15 protein-coding genes and 1 tRNA gene are annotated in these 14,694 nt (G+C 69.4%); 8 read left to right on the top strand and 8 right to left on the bottom strand.

Annotation, left to right across the window (positions count from 1 at the left end; genetic code table 11):
- Positions 1–11 precede the first annotated feature (11 nt).
- The 3 genes from EDD29_RS40960 to EDD29_RS46030 all read right to left on the bottom strand — a co-directional run bounded on the left by EDD29_RS40960 (position 12) and on the right by EDD29_RS46030 (position 2,725).
- Positions 12–503 (bottom strand): hypothetical protein, encoded by a 492-nt coding sequence (locus EDD29_RS40960; protein ID WP_123669527.1) that lies wholly within the window; start codon positions 501–503, stop codon positions 12–14.
- A gap of 123 nt (positions 504–626) precedes the next feature.
- Positions 627–1,337 (bottom strand): 2'-5' RNA ligase family protein, encoded by a 711-nt coding sequence (locus EDD29_RS40965; RefSeq protein ID WP_123669528.1) that lies wholly within the window; start codon positions 1,335–1,337, stop codon positions 627–629.
- The gene (locus EDD29_RS46030; protein WP_483902883.1) at positions 1,334–2,725 is read right to left on the bottom strand and encodes an NsdA family TPR-like regulatory protein; all 1,392 of its coding nucleotides are present in this window, start codon (positions 2,723–2,725) and stop codon (positions 1,334–1,336) included. Before EDD29_RS46030 ends, EDD29_RS40965 begins: the two co-directional genes overlap by 4 nt.
- Before the next feature lie 90 nt (positions 2,726–2,815).
- Between EDD29_RS46030 and EDD29_RS40975 the strand changes: the two genes are divergently transcribed.
- On the top strand, positions 2,816–3,268 hold the full coding sequence (locus EDD29_RS40975) for an ATP-binding protein (protein ID WP_123669529.1): 453 nt from the start codon (positions 2,816–2,818) through the stop codon (positions 3,266–3,268).
- Positions 3,269–3,287: 19 nt separating this feature from the next.
- Here the strand turns inward: EDD29_RS40975 and EDD29_RS40980 are convergent, their stop codons facing one another.
- Positions 3,288–3,893 (bottom strand): DUF6879 family protein, encoded by a 606-nt coding sequence (locus tag EDD29_RS40980; protein ID WP_246053265.1) that lies wholly within the window; start codon positions 3,891–3,893, stop codon positions 3,288–3,290.
- Positions 3,894–4,076: 183 nt separating this feature from the next.
- Between EDD29_RS40980 and EDD29_RS40985 the strand changes: the two genes are divergently transcribed.
- From EDD29_RS40985 to EDD29_RS41000, 4 genes are all read left to right on the top strand, one after another.
- The gene (locus tag EDD29_RS40985; RefSeq protein WP_123669531.1) at positions 4,077–4,538 is read left to right on the top strand and encodes an ATP-binding protein; all 462 of its coding nucleotides are present in this window, start codon (positions 4,077–4,079) and stop codon (positions 4,536–4,538) included.
- An 843-nt stretch (positions 4,539–5,381) separates the two neighbouring features.
- Positions 5,382–5,675: a hypothetical protein gene (locus EDD29_RS40990; RefSeq protein ID WP_123669532.1), complete on the top strand. Its 294-nt coding sequence runs from the start codon at positions 5,382–5,384 to the stop codon at positions 5,673–5,675.
- Complete coding sequence (locus EDD29_RS40995) at positions 5,668–5,889, top strand: helix-turn-helix transcriptional regulator (RefSeq protein ID WP_246053266.1); 222 nt, start codon at positions 5,668–5,670, stop codon at positions 5,887–5,889. Before EDD29_RS40990 ends, EDD29_RS40995 begins: the two co-directional genes overlap by 8 nt.
- A 5-nt stretch (positions 5,890–5,894) precedes the next feature.
- Positions 5,895–7,367, top strand: a complete 1,473-nt coding sequence (locus EDD29_RS41000) for a tyrosine-type recombinase/integrase (RefSeq protein WP_123669533.1) — start codon at positions 5,895–5,897, stop codon at positions 7,365–7,367.
- 179 nt (positions 7,368–7,546) lie between these two features.
- Here EDD29_RS41000 and EDD29_RS41005 read toward each other — a convergent pair.
- Positions 7,547–7,619: transfer RNA gene (locus tag EDD29_RS41005), tRNA-Arg, on the bottom strand.
- A gap of 218 nt (positions 7,620–7,837) precedes the next feature.
- Between EDD29_RS41005 and EDD29_RS47940 the strand changes: the two genes are divergently transcribed.
- Positions 7,838–9,415, top strand: coding sequence for an RNA polymerase sigma factor (locus tag EDD29_RS47940; protein WP_148086265.1), 1,578 nt, complete (start codon positions 7,838–7,840; stop codon positions 9,413–9,415).
- Here the strand turns inward: EDD29_RS47940 and EDD29_RS41015 are convergent.
- Entirely contained in the window at positions 9,379–10,395 is a 1,017-nt protein-coding gene (locus EDD29_RS41015) for an adenylate/guanylate cyclase domain-containing protein (protein ID WP_123669535.1), read from the bottom strand. The two genes, EDD29_RS47940 and EDD29_RS41015, sit on opposite strands and share 37 nt — an antisense overlap.
- 98 nt (positions 10,396–10,493) lie before the next feature.
- On the opposite strand from EDD29_RS41015, the gene EDD29_RS41020 reads away from it, so the two are divergent.
- Positions 10,494–11,261, top strand: coding sequence for a MerR family transcriptional regulator (locus tag EDD29_RS41020; protein ID WP_123669536.1), 768 nt, complete (start codon positions 10,494–10,496; stop codon positions 11,259–11,261).
- 76 nt (positions 11,262–11,337) lie between these two features.
- Positions 11,338–12,306, top strand: coding sequence for a peptidoglycan recognition protein family protein (locus tag EDD29_RS46605; protein ID WP_211360157.1), 969 nt, complete (start codon positions 11,338–11,340; stop codon positions 12,304–12,306).
- 150 nt (positions 12,307–12,456) lie between these two features.
- Here the strand turns inward: EDD29_RS46605 and EDD29_RS41030 are convergent, their stop codons facing one another.
- Positions 12,457–12,828 carry a phage holin family protein gene (locus EDD29_RS41030; protein WP_123669537.1) on the bottom strand — a complete coding sequence of 124 codons (372 nt, stop codon included), beginning with the start codon at positions 12,826–12,828 and terminating at the stop codon, positions 12,457–12,459.
- Between the two features lie 106 nt (positions 12,829–12,934).
- Positions 12,935–14,623, bottom strand: coding sequence for a CocE/NonD family hydrolase (locus tag EDD29_RS41035; RefSeq protein ID WP_211360158.1), 1,689 nt, complete (start codon positions 14,621–14,623; stop codon positions 12,935–12,937).
- Positions 14,624–14,694 lie beyond the last annotated feature (71 nt).

A 14,694-nucleotide genomic window follows, 5' to 3' on the forward strand; every position in this document is an offset into this window, starting at 1 on the left:
GATCGTGAACCTTAGGCGGCGAGGCGGGTGACCTTCAGGTAGCAGTTGTCGGTCTGGCAGCAGCTTGTGCCCTGCTCCCACATGGCGGGGTCGACGGGCCAGCCGTAGAAGGCCATCGCGGTGGTGGTGAGGGTGACGGACTTGCCGGTGCGGATGTCGTCGTGGGTGACGGGGGCGTGGTCGAGGAAGGCTCCGTCGGTGAGGTCGGCGCAGAAGGCGCGGTAGTCGGCGGTGAAGTCGAGGAAGTAGTGGATCGCGGGGTCCACGGCGGCCGACGGGGTGAGGTAGGTGAACTCGTGGCCTTCCTGGAGGAGGCCGGCGGGAGGGTTCTCGGGGTCGTAGGCGGCGACGGTGGCCATGTAGGCGAGCATCTGCTCGACCATCGTCTCGGCATAGGTCGTCGCGACGGGCATGTGCTCCTGAATACGGGCGACGATCCTGCCGAACAGGTCCGCGGAAACGCGGTCGCGGGGCGTCCTGGTCCTGGTGTCCTCGGTGATCACAAGCGTTCCTCTCCATCGAGCGGGCATCTTGCTGCCGTGATCCGCCCCGCTCCCGGAGGCCGGGAGCGGAGCGGATCGCCACGGCAAGTGAACGTCGGCGCGGGAGGAGACGGGCAGAGGAGATCAGAGGAGACGGTCGTTCAGCGGAAGGGAGTGCAGGACCGTCCAGCGGTAGGCAGCGTCTTCCCTGCGGAGTTCCACCAACTCGACGGACCTCACCGCGATCCGTACTGGAAGTAGGGCGTGGAGCGAGAGGAGGTAGGGAAGGAGGTCTTGGGCGGGGCGGGGGCGGTTGTTGTAGGCCACGCCCAGGTGGGGACGGAAGCTCGGCGTCGGACGGCCGCCGGGAACTCCCGCTCTGGCATTGGCGGTGGTGAGGGTCTGATGGAGGTCGGCCAGGTGGTGCCAGGGCGTGATGGTGAAGCGGGCGGCCCCGCGTGACCCGATGAGGGGATGGGCGGTAAGGGTGAATCTCGTGGGGAGCGTTGTGGCGGCCAGGTCGGCGAGCTGGTTCGGAGTGACGCGGTCGGTCTCGCCGATCTTGGTCATGGTGATGTGGAGGCCGTCTTCGGGGATGTTGTCCATGCCGAGCGGTGCCAGGGCGTCCTGGCAGTGGCGGGCGAGCTTTAGCAGGTCAGGAGCTTCGGGGAAGGTGAGCATCCAGTAGTAGGCGCGGTATTCGGGATGCCAGCGCGCTCGGTCCCAGTGGTCCTTCATCGTGTCGAGGTCCCGGTAGGCGTCCCAGTCCCGGGTCAGGATGGCAGCCGGATCGTGCAGGTCAGAGGGCGGAGCGGCGGGGAAGGACTCCTCGTCGTGGTGTAGCCGGGGCGTCATGGTGCTGTCTTGGCGGTGTGGCGGGTGCGGGCTGTGGCCTTCCACGAGGCGAGGCGGTGACGGAAGCCGATTGCCTCCGGCGTACTGCTCCAGCGGGAGGCTTTCTGGGCGAGTTCCTCGGCCCGCTGCCCGATGGACTTGATGGGTGCGGAGACCGTCATGCACAGGGCCTGGTGTCCGAGTTCCAGGGCGCGGCCCACGTCTGGGTCTCGTTGGGTGAGGAGCGCGCTTGCGGTGTCGAGGCGGAGGAGTGCCTTGCTCCAGCGGGAGTCGGACTCCTCCACGAGGGGATCGAGGGCTTCGGCGTGCTCCAGGACCTGGGTGTGGTCCCCGAGGGACAGCAGCGCGGTCGCGGCGTTGGCCATGGTGCGGGCCGGGCTGTACGGGGTGAAGGCGACGCATGAGGACATTCCTCCGGGCAGGCCTTCCGAAGTATCGGACAAGGTCAGCGCCTCCTCGATCCGTCGCCGAGCCTCCGTATTGTGCCCGGTCGTGCGGGCGAGTGCCCGAGCCCGTCCGTTGACGAGGAGCCTGATGGCCTGCGGGTTGGACGGAGCGAGCCTGATCCCGGCCGCGGCGGCGTGGTCGGCATCGGCGTAGCGGCCTTGGTAGTAAAGCCCGAACGAGCGGGTCCCCATCGTCCACATCGCCAGCTCGACGTCTTCGGCCTCACGCGCGAGAAGCTCGGCCTCGGTGCAGTAGGCGTCGCACAATGACGGTTTGTCGAGGTTCACGGCCATGTAGGCGAGCAGCCCTGAAACTTTCGCCGCCAGGCGGAAGAGGGCGCGGCGCTGCCTGGCCGACTGTCGGCCGTCGAGGAGGCCGTGCAGGGTCTGCCGCAGCAGAAGCATCCGCTGGGCCAGCGGCCAGGGGCCTTCGCCCTCGTAAGCGCCGACGACCCTCGCGATCGACAGTTCAGCATCGTCGAGCACGGCGTCATCCACGTTCGAGTACGTCAGAGCGCGCGCCCGAGCGACGATCCGCGTGGCGTCCTCATCCTCCAGAGAAGACGCCGCGCCTTGCCGTTCGCCGTTGAACGCGATCTCCCACACCCGCCGGTATAGCTCGGCGTAGACCGGCCCTGGGCGGTGTTCTCCCCGCTCGTGGAACCGGATCTCGCGGACGATCGAGTCTCGGCTCGGGAGCTGCGCTCTCGTCTTCTCATCGGCTGCCAGGAAGAGCCGGCGAGCGAGCTCCTTCTGGCTCCAGCACAGGCGATGGCGCCGGGTTCGGATCTCTTCCGCCCAGGGAGGTCTTACCGCGTCCTGGCCCATGTGCTCCTCATCGTCTTCGACGGTGGGATTCTCGCTGGTCTCCTCCAGTCTCCTCCTGACGTCGCCTTGTGCGCAGGTATTCGCTTTGAGTGATGGGCCCGGTGCCGAACACATCGGTCGGGTTCCGGTGGAACGCCGCCAGTTCGCGTAGGCGGGCGGCCTCCACGCCGACTCCGCAACCCCGATTCCTGCATGGAGAACGACATGACATCGGTCCTCAGCACACCGAGCCTGAGAGAGGGCGAATGGCTGCGTGCCCGGGGCGCACGCGTCTGGAGGGCGACGTTCCCGGGACACCTCGATCAGGTTCGGCGCGCTCGTGCCTTCGTCAGGATACTGCTCGCGGGAACCGGTCTCGAAGACGATGCCGCCCTCATCGTCACGGAGCTGGCGAACAACTCCCTCCAGCACACGAGGTCGGGCGCGGACGGAGGATGGTTCGGCGTCGAAGTCGTCGCCGATGGTGCCCGAGTGATCGTCTCCGTCACCGACCAGGGAGCCAACAGCGCACTCGCCTGGGAGAACTCCGGGCCGCTCGCCGAGGAGGGCCGCGGTCTGTTCATCGTGGCCGACCTGGCCGCGTCGCACGGGACCCGGACCGAGCCGGGAGCGGGGCACACCGTCTGGGCGGAGCTGATCGGAGAAACCGGAGCGTAGGGCCACTTTCGGAGCGGATTCAGTCGGTGGATATGCAGTAGTCGGCGTGGTCGGTCGCGCGGCCCCACACCGTCTCGAAAGCCGAGGTGCAGAACTCGACGATGGCGGGTTCCTCGGTGAACTGATGGCCGACGAGGGCACCGTCTCCGTCGAAGATGGAGAAGCGGACCAAGCGGCCGTCGAAGACCCAGAACGGGTTTCCGGGCAGAGCGAGTGCTGACGCGCGTTCGCGAGGAAGCCAGCGGACGAGTTCCTCTGCGGCGATGTTGTGCGGTTCGGTGAGGCTGTGTTCCCAGCGCACATAGTCGGATACCGGCTCTGACACGATGCGGGCCCTTCGGGCGACGACGCCCCTGGCGACGGTGTCCGAGACCAGCGCGCGGAACACGCGGTACGGCTCGGTGTCCTCCTCGTGGGGCTGCCCGGCTTTCCACGCAAGGAACGCCGGGTCCGTGGTGAGGTGCCGATCATGCATCTCCAGGTGTACCGCTGAGGTGACGCACTCGGAGAGCAGTTCAGCGAACGTCGGTTTACTCGCGCTCGGTCCGATCGTCTTCATCGGACCAAGGCTGCCGGCAGCCCTGCTCGCAATCTCCATTCGATAACCCCTGATCTTCAGTGGCAAGTCTGGCAAAGTCGGACTACGGACTCGCTTCCTTGAATATTACATATTCCAGATCGCTCTTCATTTATCTCAAGGTCGGACTTGACGCAATTTGCCGAGTCGATTCCTCATGGTCCCCGGTTCGTCTGTTCGGTGCTACGCCGTGTGTGCGGTGGCGGGCGGGTCGGGGAAGTGAGGGAATCGATGGGTGTTGAACTCGAACGTGGGCACGGGCCTTGGGAGTCGCCGGAGAGCGGCACGTTCGTTGGGCAGCAGCGGTATGCGTGGTACGCGAGTCAGGCGGCGTTGGCGCGGATGTACGCGCGGCGGATGCTCGGGCCGCGTTGCGGGTTCGATTCCGAGCTCGTCGCGGCGGAGCTGGTCTCCAACGCGATCCGGCACACGGTCTCGGGGGCCAGGGGCGGGCACTTCGTCGTTTACGTCATGCTCGGCCGCACGCCGGGCATCGCCGTGCAGGACCTCGGCGGGTCGGGGGCGCCGCGCGTTGGAATGCGCCAGGAAGGGCGGTTCAGTGAGGGCGGGAGGGGGCTTGAACTGGTGACCAGGCTCGCCGTTCGATCCGGTTACTGGGGGGACGAGCGTGAGGGGCACACCGTCTGGGCCGAGCTTCGGTCCTTGCCCTTCTCCGAGCCGATGGCCGGGTAGCGGGGCCAGCCCGTCGGTGGCGGGCTGGCCCCATGGGCCACCGTAGTGCAGGGGCCTTTTCTTGGGGGACTGTCCCGAGGGGAGGCTCCTGTTCGTTTTGGCGGGGTCGTCATGAAGTGTCAGATTGCCAATCCGTGGCCCAATCGGGGGCCCAATCCGTATACCAATCTGTGTGGCACCTTTAACAGGTAGGTCGGTCGCGTTGAGTTCCTGCTGCTTGCGCCGCGTGTTGCCCCTACCGGCAATCCCCCCGACTCACCTATAAGGCGAACACCACCGCGAAGAATCCCGCAGGAACGGCCTGCCGAATCGGTCATTCGTGACCGTCCTCGTTAATGCCCTCTGTATGCCACCCACGGCCCCCAATCGCGTCCTGACGCCCTGGGGCGGGTCATCGTATGCCGGGGCGTCACTTTGGCCCCGGCGTTGCTGTCGGTGGCAGACGGGCGCAGCCGGGGGCTCGCAGTGCCCCCGGGCCTCGCTGCCGATGTCGTCGGATCAAGACCCTTCGCGAGACGCGACGTGCCTGCGCACGGCGATGCGGTACATGCAGAGCGCAGGGGTCTCGGATTTTTACTCTCCTTCCCTTCCGAATCAGCTCTGTTTCCGGGTGCTCCATTTGTGTAGGCGAACGGTCAGGTGCGGGGCGGCGTGTTCTTCGCTGTGGCCGCGAGTGACGACTTGACGGGGCGGAACGAGGTCGGCGTCGATCCCGGTCCCGGCCGGATGGCGGCCGATGAACGAATGGGGGACACATCATGTTGAGGGTCGCCTTCTACGGGCGTGCTGTTGAGGTCGGTCGGGCCGAGGAACAGCTCATGGCTCAGCGAGGCGTGTGAGCGGATGCTTCTGCCGTCCGAGTCGATCACCGCGGTCTTCTTCGACGTCGGCCGCCGAGGTGAGGAAGGCGCGGAGCGGCTGCCGGACGGGTTCGGGCTGGAACGGAACGGGAGGCTCGATGATCTCCTGCTCGAAGCCGCTCAGCCTGGAAGGCGGTTCGACCTCGTCGCAGTCCAGTCCGCCAGCCGGCTCTCCTGCGCGCGGGACAGCTCCGCGAGCGTTCTGCTGCGGCTTGCTGCGGCAGGTGTCCCCGTTCGCGCGGTGAAGCGGGCGCGGAGGCGGGTGGCCCGTGTCTGATACCTCGCTCGCCAGGTCCAGGGCTCGGTTCGCCGACGAGGCTCCGGTGCTGCTGTCCGTCCCGATCGTCTGTGCGGAGCTCGGGATCACACGGTCGACCTTCTACGACTGGAGGGCGAAGGGGAACGCGCCTCGGTGCGTGAAGCTGCCCAACGGGTGCATTCGGGTGCGGCGGGCCGATCTCGACCTCTGGCTCACCGAGCGGGAGGGGTGAGGCGGGTGAACCACGGCACGACCTTCAACGTTCGGGTGCTGGCGATCGAGAGTCGCGTCAATGCCCGGGGCGAGGTGACGTCGTATCGGGCGGCGTGGAAGGTGGACGGGAGGAAGTTCACCGAGACATGCAAGAACCTTGCGCAGGCCGACGCTTACCGGAGCAGGATTCAGACGGCGGCGAAGAACGCGGAGCCGTTCGACAAGGCCACCGGGCGTCCGGCCTCGTGGACGTTGGTCGTCGATGAGACGCCGACGATGGGCTGGTACGAGCTGGCGACCAGGTTCATCGACATGCGCTGGCCGGACATCTCGGCCAAGCACCGGTTCGGCTTCTCCTACCTGCTGGCGAACGCCACGTTCGCGATGCTCCGCGAGTGCGACTGCCCGTACACCGCCAAGGAGGTGCGGACGGCACTGCGCCGGTGGGCCTTCAATACCAAGCACCGCGCCAACGCGCCCGACGAGCAGCGGCAGATCCTCGCGTGGGTCGGGGACAACTGCGAAGACGTCGGCTGGCTGGCGAAGCCCGGCAACGCGCGGGAGCTGCTCAACGCGGCGATCAACAAGCTCGACGGGACGCGTGCTTCGGCGAAGACCGCGCGCAAGCACGTCTACATGCTGAACAGCGTGATGCGGTACGCGGTCGAGCTTCAGCTTCTCGACTCCGATCCGATCAAGAGCCTGAAGTGGGAGCCTCCCGCGAAGGCGGTTCTTCAGGTGGATCGGCGGTCGGTCGTCAACCCGCATCAGGCGAAGCTTCTCCTCGACGCGGTCTATGGCCGTAAGCCGAGTGGCGCGTACCTGATGCCGTTCTTCGCGACGCTCTACTACTGCGGTCTTCGCCCTGAGGAGGCCGTCGACGTCAGACGGCATGAGCGGACGCTGCCCGGCACCGACGAGGAGTGGGGCGAGTTCTACCTGACCCGCGCGGCCCCGGATGTCGGACGGGACTGGACCGACTCCGGCGAGGCCCGCGATGACCGGGGGCTCAAGCACCGGGCGAAAGGTGAGGGGCGCCCGGTTCCCATCCCGCCGCCCCTGGTCGCGATCCTCCGCCGACACGAGAGGGACAACGGGCTCGGGCCGGATAACCGGATCTTCTTCGGAGTGCAGCGCAAGGTGCTGTCCACGAGCACGATCCAGCGGCTCTGGGGATTGGCCAGAGAAGACGCCCTTACAGAAGAAGAGCAGGCGTCGCCGCTCGCGGCCAGGCCCTACGACCTCCGTCACGCCTGCCTGTCGACCTGGCTCAACGCCGGAATCTCGGCGACTCAGGTCGCGGAGTGGGCGGGTAACAGCCCCATGGTCCTCATGACGACCTACGCCAAGTGCCTCACCGGGCAAGGCGACATCGACAAGCAGAAGATCATGAAGGTCCTCGGCGACGGCGCTTGGAAGGGGAAGCCTCTCGCGCTGGTTCCTCCGCTGCCCGCACCACGGGCCCCGTCAGGACAGCCGGGCCGTCAGGTGGTGTGACCTGGGCGAACGGTCCACCAGGGCCGGGATGCGGGCCGGACGGGGCCGTTCCCGTGGGAACGGATTGGGAACGGGGAGCCGATCACGGCCGGGTTCCGCGTCCGTGAATCGGACATATGCATGTGTCCGATAAATGCGAAAGGCCAGGTCGGCATCGTGCTGACCTGGCCTTTGTGCTGCGCACCCGAAGGGATTCGAACCCCTAACCTTCTGATCCGTAGTCAGATGCTCTATCCATTGAGCTACGGGTGCTGGTGGGTGTTGCGGTGGGGCAACGGGAATAACCATACAGGGTGGTGGGGGGTGGGGGCGAATCGGATGGCGGGGACGGGTGGGGGGAGGGTCGGAGGGGTGGGGGGTTTGGGGGGAATGGGGTGGGGTGAGTGGGGGTGGGGAACGATTTGGGGGATCTGGGGGCGGGGGGGTGGGGGGCGGGTGTATGCAGGAGGTTGCCGGGTGAGGTGACGTGCATGGTCAGATGGGCGGGGTCGGGGTCCGAGGGGGGCCGGGAGCTGGTCCGCGGGTTCCATGAGGAGGACGCGGGGGCTCTGGAGAGGGCTTTCGCGGTCTATGGGGAGCAGCTTTACGACTACGGGTACGCGCTGGCGGGGGATCCCAGGGCGGCCGAGGACATCGTGCACGACACGTTCGTGGACGCGTTGCGCAGGGCGCCGCGGATGCGGGCGCCGGTGCGGTTGCGGGCGTGGCTGTACGGCGGGGTGCGGCGGCGGGCGCTGTTGCGGACCCGGGTGCGGGAGCTGGCGTGGCTCTCAGGCGTGCCGGGTCTGGACGAGATGAGCGGGCTGCCCATCGACGAGGCGCGGGTGATCGTGCAGGGCGCGCTGGACCGGATCTCCTTCGCCGACCAGGAGCTCGTGCTGCTGACGCTGCGGCACGGGATCGTCGGCGGTGATCTCGGGGCGGTGCTCGGGGAGCCGCCGCACCGGGCCGCGGCGCGGGCGGGGCGGGCGCGGCGCCGGGCGGAGACCGCCGTGGCCGCGCAGTTGCGGGCGCACGAGGGCAGGTGTTCCGGCCGGGGTCCGGTGGTGGTGCGGGCCGACAACCGCAGGCCGCAGGACCAGGAGCACGCGCGGCAGTGCGCCGAGTGCCGGAAGCGGGCCAGGGTGGGGCTCCCCGCGCTGGTGACGGCGCCGGCCGTGCCGGCGCCGCCGGACGCGCTCAGGCACCGGGTGATGCACACCGGAACGGATCCGGAGCTGGCCGGGTACCGGGCCGACATCGTCGCCAAGGGCGGGCATCTGACGGCCGAGGGGTTCCCGCGCCAGCCGGACACCCCGTCCGGGATGGGCCGCCGCTGGGTGATCGCGGGCAGCGGGATGGCGGTGACGCTGGCGTCGGCGGTCGTGGCGACCCTGGTGCTGGGGCCGCAGCTGGGGGAGCCTCCGCTGGCGTGGCCGTCGGGGGAGCAGCCGGTGCGCTCCCCGGTGGAGGCGCAGGCGGAGCTGCCGGGGCCTGGCGGTCAGGGGCCTGGGCAGGGTGGTCCGGCGCAGGGGGTGACACCCTCGGCGTCGCCGACGGCGCCGGACACCGGCCACGCCAGTGACGACAACGATCCGGACGTCCCCCAGGTGACGAGCACGGACTCGCCGGAGCCCAGCGATCCGGACGCGCCCGGGGAGCAGGGGGACACCGATGGGGGCGCCCCGGTGGCGGCGCCTTCGCCAGCGCCCGAGGCGGCTCCCGCGGATCAGCCGCAGGTGACCGTCCCCGAGACGGCGGAGCAGGCTCCGGTGGTGGCCCGGCTCACCGTGGGCGCCGCGGAGGTGGCGATCGGCCTTGGCCGCACGTCGGAGATCCCGTTGGCGGCGGAGAACGGCCCGGTGCCCTTCACCGCGGTGGCGGCCGACGACGACATCCAGCTCGCCCAGGAGAGCGGGGTGGTGAATCCCGGGGAGCCTTTCGTTCTGGAGGTGACGCTCCCGGCCGCGCTGATCCGGCTGCCGGGCAGCACCGAGGTGACGATCGTCAGCGGCAGCGACGGGACGGCGCATCAGGTCGAGGTGAGCTGGGGCCTTTCGCTGCTGTGACGGCGCAGTAGGTAGGGCCGTACCTTCCCGATCCCCTGGAGGGGTCGCGCGCTGAGCCGTCTCAGCGTGTAGCCGTCGCCGGAGGCGAGGTCGGCGGCGAGTTCCGGCGCGGCGAGCACGGTGCCGGGCCGGGCCGCGGCGGTGAGCCGGGCGGCGAGGTTGACGGGGGTGCCGAAGACGTCGCCGAGCCGGAGGATGACCTCTCCGCCGGCGAGGCCGACCCGGACGTCGGGGAAGTCGTCGGCGGCGGACCAGTCGGAGATGCGCAGGCCGATCTCGGCGGCGGCCTCGGCGGTGGGGGCGGTGAAGAGCACCTCGTCGCCGAGGGTCTTGATGACCCGCCCGCCCTCCTCGGCGATGATCGTCGCGGTGGCCGTCTCGAACCTGTCGACGAGCTCGGCGAGCCCGGACGGGCTGAGCCGCCTGCTCAGCCGGGTGAAGGAGACGATGTCGGCGAACCCGACGGAGACGAGCGCGGTGCCGGTGCCCGCGTCGGCCGTGGCGTCGGCGGCGGCCCCGAAGGCCCGCACTCCGGCGGCGGCGAGCTGGCGGCGCCAGGCGCGCAGGAGGAGTCGTTCGAACTTGGGGCGCAGTTCCGCGCTCGCGGTGAGGGCGGCGACGACGGCGTCCTCGTCGGCGACGTCACCGGGCTTGACGAGCTGCTCGGCGAGCCGTTCCAGCCAGAGTTCGGCGACCCGGTTGGCCATCCGGTTCATGCCCTGCCCGACGCCTCGGGCGACGCGCAGGATCATCTCCTCGTCGACGTAGTCGTGGTCGAGGAGTTCGCGGATCTCGCCGAGCGCGGTGACGTCCTCCTCGGTGAAGGCGATCTCCTCGGGTGACGGGGTGGGGAATCCGAGCGCCGACCAGAGCCGCAGCCCGATTTCTGCGTCCAAGCCGGACAGTTCTTCCATGTCGGTCATCGTGTGCGTGAGCGGTTCGCCGAGAAGGAGTTCCTCGACCTCGCGCGCGTCCGTCATGTCCGGAGCCTCCGACCGTTACATCGAACAATGTCTCATTGATGTCAGGCGTAAGATTCGTACGACCGGCCCCGAGGGGTCAAGCGGGAGGAGGGCCGATGGTCGAGTACCGGATCGACGAACTGGCGCAAAGTGCCGGGACGACAGTCCGCAACATCCGGTCCTACCAGGACCGCGGCCTGCTCCCCCCGCCCCGGCTGCGCGGCCGCGTCGGCCTCTATGACGATGCTCACCTCGCCCGGCTGCGGCTGATCGGGCAGATGCTGGAGCGCGGCTACACCCTCGCCAACATCAGCGACCTCGTCGCCGCGTGGGAGGCGGGCCGGGACGTCGGCGCGGTGCTCGGGCTGGAGCAGGTGCTCACCGACCCGTGGACCGACGAGATCCCCGGCTGGGCGACCTACGAGGAGCTCGTCGCGGCGTTCGGGCTGGACACCGCGCCCGACGAGATCGAGGAACGGCTGCGCCGGGCCGTCGAGCTGGGCCTGGTCGAGCCGGACGGCGACCGCTTCCGGGTGCCGAGCCCGCGGCTGCTGCACGTCGGCGCGGAGCTGGTCGCGGGCGGGGTGCCGCTGGAGGCGGTGCTGGAGATCGCCGACGAGATCCGCCGCGACTGCGAGGTGATCGCGAACCGGTTCGTGGACCTCGTGGACACGCACGTGCTCAAGGACGCCGACCTCCTCGGCGCGGACGCGGGCCGGGTGTCCGAGGTGATCCGCCGGATGCGGCCGCTGGTCCAGATGGTGGTGAACCCGTTCGTCGCGCGGGGCATGGAGCAGCGGGTCCGCGCGGAACTCGGCGACAAGCTGGAGGTCCTCATGGCCGAGGAGCGCGCCGACGGACGGGTCGGCGATCCGGCCGTCTGATGGCGATTCACCCCTGATGTTGGTTTCCCGGGGTTAAGGTCGGCTTCGAGCCGTCCCGCTCCCCCCGGAGGAACCCGTGAAGCTCGTCACCCGCAAGCAGTGGGGCGCGCGCAGCCCCCGCACCGCGGCGTCCCATCTGGCCGGCACCAAGGGCGTGAAGGTGCACTACACGGGCAGCCGGGTGGACCCCCGCATGGCCGACGACCACGACCGCTGCGCGGCGCTCGTCCGGCAGATCCAGAACGGCCACATGGACGGCAACGGCTGGAACGACATCGGCTACAGCTTTTGCGTATGTCCGCATAGGTATGTGTTCGAAGGGCGTGGCCTGCACAAGCTGCCCGCAGCCAACGGGGCGGGCCTGAACAGCGGGCACTACGCGGTGCTCGGCATGGTCGGCAACGAGGGTCTGACCGTGCCGAACGACGCGATGCTGCACGGAATCCGCGACGCCATCGACCACGTCCGCGCGAAGGGCGGCGCGGGCAAGGAGATCAAGGGCCACCGGGACGGCTACAGCACGGACTGCCCCGGAGCGAAGCTCTACAAATGGGTCAAGGACGGGGCGCCCCGACCGAAGGGCGATCCGACGCCGGAGCCCGTGCCCGACCCTGAGACGGCCGCTGCGGCCCTGACGCTCGTTCTGGACCTTGGGACCGAGGGATCCGTCACGGTGGCCCCGGGGGCCCGCCTGTCGATCCCCTGGACGGTCGAGCACGCCGACCCGTCCGGGCTGCACGCCGCGAAGTCCGCGGCCTGGCTCCCCAAGGCCGCCGACTGGCACCTCGTGACGTTCTCCGCGATCGTGACCGGGCACCAGAAGGGCGAGCGCCTCAAACTCGTCATCGGGGAGTACGAGCGGACCGGGAACATCCGTCTGAAGGACCACTTCGGCGAGGACAAGATCGGCCACGGCACCAGGACCGAGCACACCGTCTCGGGCCTGGTCTGGCTCAGCGGCGACCACGGCTACCGCGCCGACCTGGTGAACCACGGCGCCGAGTCCGTGACGGTCGCCTCGGCGAGGCTGCGGATCGCCCGCTGACCGGGACCGCGGCCCGAAGGGCGCGGGGATACGTCCGGCCGCCCCGGGAGGGCTGGTGAGCCCCCCGGGGCGAGCAGGTCCGGAGGGGCGGGCGCCGGGATCCGAGCGCCCGAACGCGTCCGGGGGATGCGGGAGCGGGGCGGGTGAGGGCTAGTCGTTGTCCAGAACCAGGCTGAGCACCCAGCTGACCACCGCGACGATGACGCCGCCGAAGAGGGCGGTGAGGAAGTCGTCGACGTGGAAGGCGAGGTCGAACTCGCCGGCGATCCACGAAGTGAGCAGCAGGAGCAGGGCGTTGACGACCAGGCCGAAGAGGCCGAGGGTCAGCACGTAGAAGGCGCAGCCGACGGTCTTGATGATCGGCTTGAGCACCGCGTTGACGAGCCCGAAGATCAGGGCGACCAGGACGAGGGTGAGTGCCTTCTCCTGGTCACCCGCCCCGGTGACCTCGATTCCGTCGAGGAACCAGGTGGCGGCGGCGAGGGCGAGGGCGGTGATGACGACATTGATCAGGATTTTCACGGTTTGATCGTTACATGTGGGACACCGCCCGGTCGTCACTCCAGACGGTGAACATCACATCGCCCTCTCTCCTCACCGAGGCGTAAGAAGAGAGGGCGAAGTCGGGTCACATCACCGGTAGGAAGAGGGCCGAGGGGCGGTCGGGGTCGTGGTAGACCTCCTGGTCGGCGGCGACCATGGTGCGCGCGGAGCCGATCGGCTCGCCCGTGCCCGGGTTGCTGGCGATCTTCGGGTAGGCGCCGCTGGCGACGTGGACCCGCAGCCGGTGGCCCTTCTTGAACCGGTGCGCGATCGGCCACATGTCGAGTTCGACCTTGCGGACCCCGTCGCCGTCGGGCGGGGAGGTCTCGGCGGTGAGCCGCAGGCCCCCTTCGCAGACGTTCTTGGACGACCCGTCCGGCGCGACGTCGCAGAGCCGGACGACGAAGTCGGTGTGCGGCCGCGTCGACCTGACGTACAGCTCGGCGGCCACCGGCCCGATGACGTCGAGGTCGTCGGCCAGCTCCGGCGAGGTGAAGACCAGGACGTCGGGACGGCGTTCCGCGGGCCGCTGGTCGACGGGGCGGCCGATCCCCAGCAGGGTCGGCCCGCCGAACGCGGGGGTCGGGTCGTTCGGGTCGTAGCGGTACGTGTCCGGCTTCGACGCGCGGGGCCCGTCGGTGCCGAGGCCGTGCCCGGCCTGGAGGTGCCAGCGTTCGGTGCGCGTGCCGGGGACGGGCCAGTCGGCGTACTCGCGCCATTCGCCCGCGCCGGTGACGAACAGCCGGACGGGGTTCTCGCGCAGCCCTGAGGGGTCGTCCTTGAGGTGCGCCCGGAACCACACGAGGGACTCGCGGAGCGCGACGAGCCCGTGCCGCGGGTCGGCGTGCCACCAGGGCCCGACGGTGAGCTGCGGGGTCTGCCCGGTGGACCGCATCGCGATGTAGTCCTTGAGCATCCAGGGCAGGAAGACGTCGTACCAGCCGCCGACCATGGACGCCGGCGGGAGGTCCCCGTCGCAGGCGGCGCTGTGCACCCGGCCGTCCCAGAACGGGTCTTCGGGGACCCCGTGGCCCGCTAGGAGCTGCTGGAAGAACGGGACGCTGCCTCCGGTCGTGTAGGCGTCGAGTTCTTCGAGCGGCAGCCCTGCGCGCACCGCGCGCGCGGTGCGGCGGCGCATCCGGAAGAGGTCGAGGGGGTGCTCGATCCGGGTGGTGACCGACGCCCAGCCGAGGGTGGACTCCAGCGCGAAGGATCCGCCGATGTAGATCGCGTCGCGGAACTGGGAGGCGGTGACGGCCAGGGACATCGCCTTGTGCTCGGGCCCCGCCTTCCCGGCGATCGCCCACTGGGTGTGCCCGAGGTAGCTGGGCCCGTAGGTGGCGAACGTGCCGTGGAACCAGGGCTGCTGCTTGAGCCATTCGACGGTGGCGAGGCCGTCCACCTGCTCGTTGAGCGGGTCGAAGCTGCCACCGGAGCCGAACGTCCCGCGGACGCTCTGGACGACGATCTGGTAGCCGAAGAAGGCGAACGGGTAGCCGTTGATGGCGCCGGTGACGCCCCTGCGTCCGTAGGGGGTGCGGACGAGGATCGTCGGGGGGGTCTTGACGCCCAGCGGCACGTAGCGGTCGGCGAGGAGGACCGTACCGTCCGGCATGGGGACCGGAATGTCTTTGATGTGGCTCACCCGGTAGGTGGCCGAGGGCAGGGCCGGGAGACCGGGAATGCCGTGGATGTGGGGGAGGTGGGGGATTTGCGGGAGCTGCGGAAGCTGGCGCAGCCGCTCGGGGACACTCAACCGGTCGGTGATTGCCATCGGTCCTCCCCTGTACGGAGATGTCTGAGATAGATACCCACGTGTTACCTCGTGGTAACACGCGCCCACCC

It is taken from the genome of Actinocorallia herbida (assembly GCF_003751225.1).
In the GTDB taxonomy this organism is placed as follows: domain Bacteria; phylum Actinomycetota; class Actinomycetes; order Streptosporangiales; family Streptosporangiaceae; genus Actinocorallia; species Actinocorallia herbida.

Bases quoted from the DNA above. Each gene is read 5' to 3' on its own strand.
- EDD29_RS40975 (WP_123669529.1), top strand. From the start codon at position 2,816: ATGACATCGGTCCTCAGCACACCGAGCCTGAGAGAGGGCGAATGGCTG.
- EDD29_RS47940 (WP_148086265.1), top strand. From the start codon at position 7,838: ATGGTCAGATGGGCGGGGTCGGGGTCCGAGGGGGGCCGGGAGCTGGTC.
- EDD29_RS41035 (WP_211360158.1), bottom strand. From the start codon at position 14,623: ATGGCAATCACCGACCGGTTGAGTGTCCCCGAGCGGCTGCGCCAGCTT.
- EDD29_RS40965 (WP_123669528.1), bottom strand. From the start codon at position 1,337: ATGACGCCCCGGCTACACCACGACGAGGAGTCCTTCCCCGCCGCTCCG.
- EDD29_RS40985 (WP_123669531.1), top strand. From the start codon at position 4,077: ATGGGTGTTGAACTCGAACGTGGGCACGGGCCTTGGGAGTCGCCGGAG.
- EDD29_RS40990 (WP_123669532.1), top strand. From the start codon at position 5,382: ATGCTTCTGCCGTCCGAGTCGATCACCGCGGTCTTCTTCGACGTCGGC.
- EDD29_RS46030 (WP_483902883.1), bottom strand. From the start codon at position 2,725: ATGTGTTCGGCACCGGGCCCATCACTCAAAGCGAATACCTGCGCACAA.
- EDD29_RS41015 (WP_123669535.1), bottom strand. From the start codon at position 10,395: ATGACGGACGCGCGCGAGGTCGAGGAACTCCTTCTCGGCGAACCGCTC.
- EDD29_RS41020 (WP_123669536.1), top strand. From the start codon at position 10,494: ATGGTCGAGTACCGGATCGACGAACTGGCGCAAAGTGCCGGGACGACA.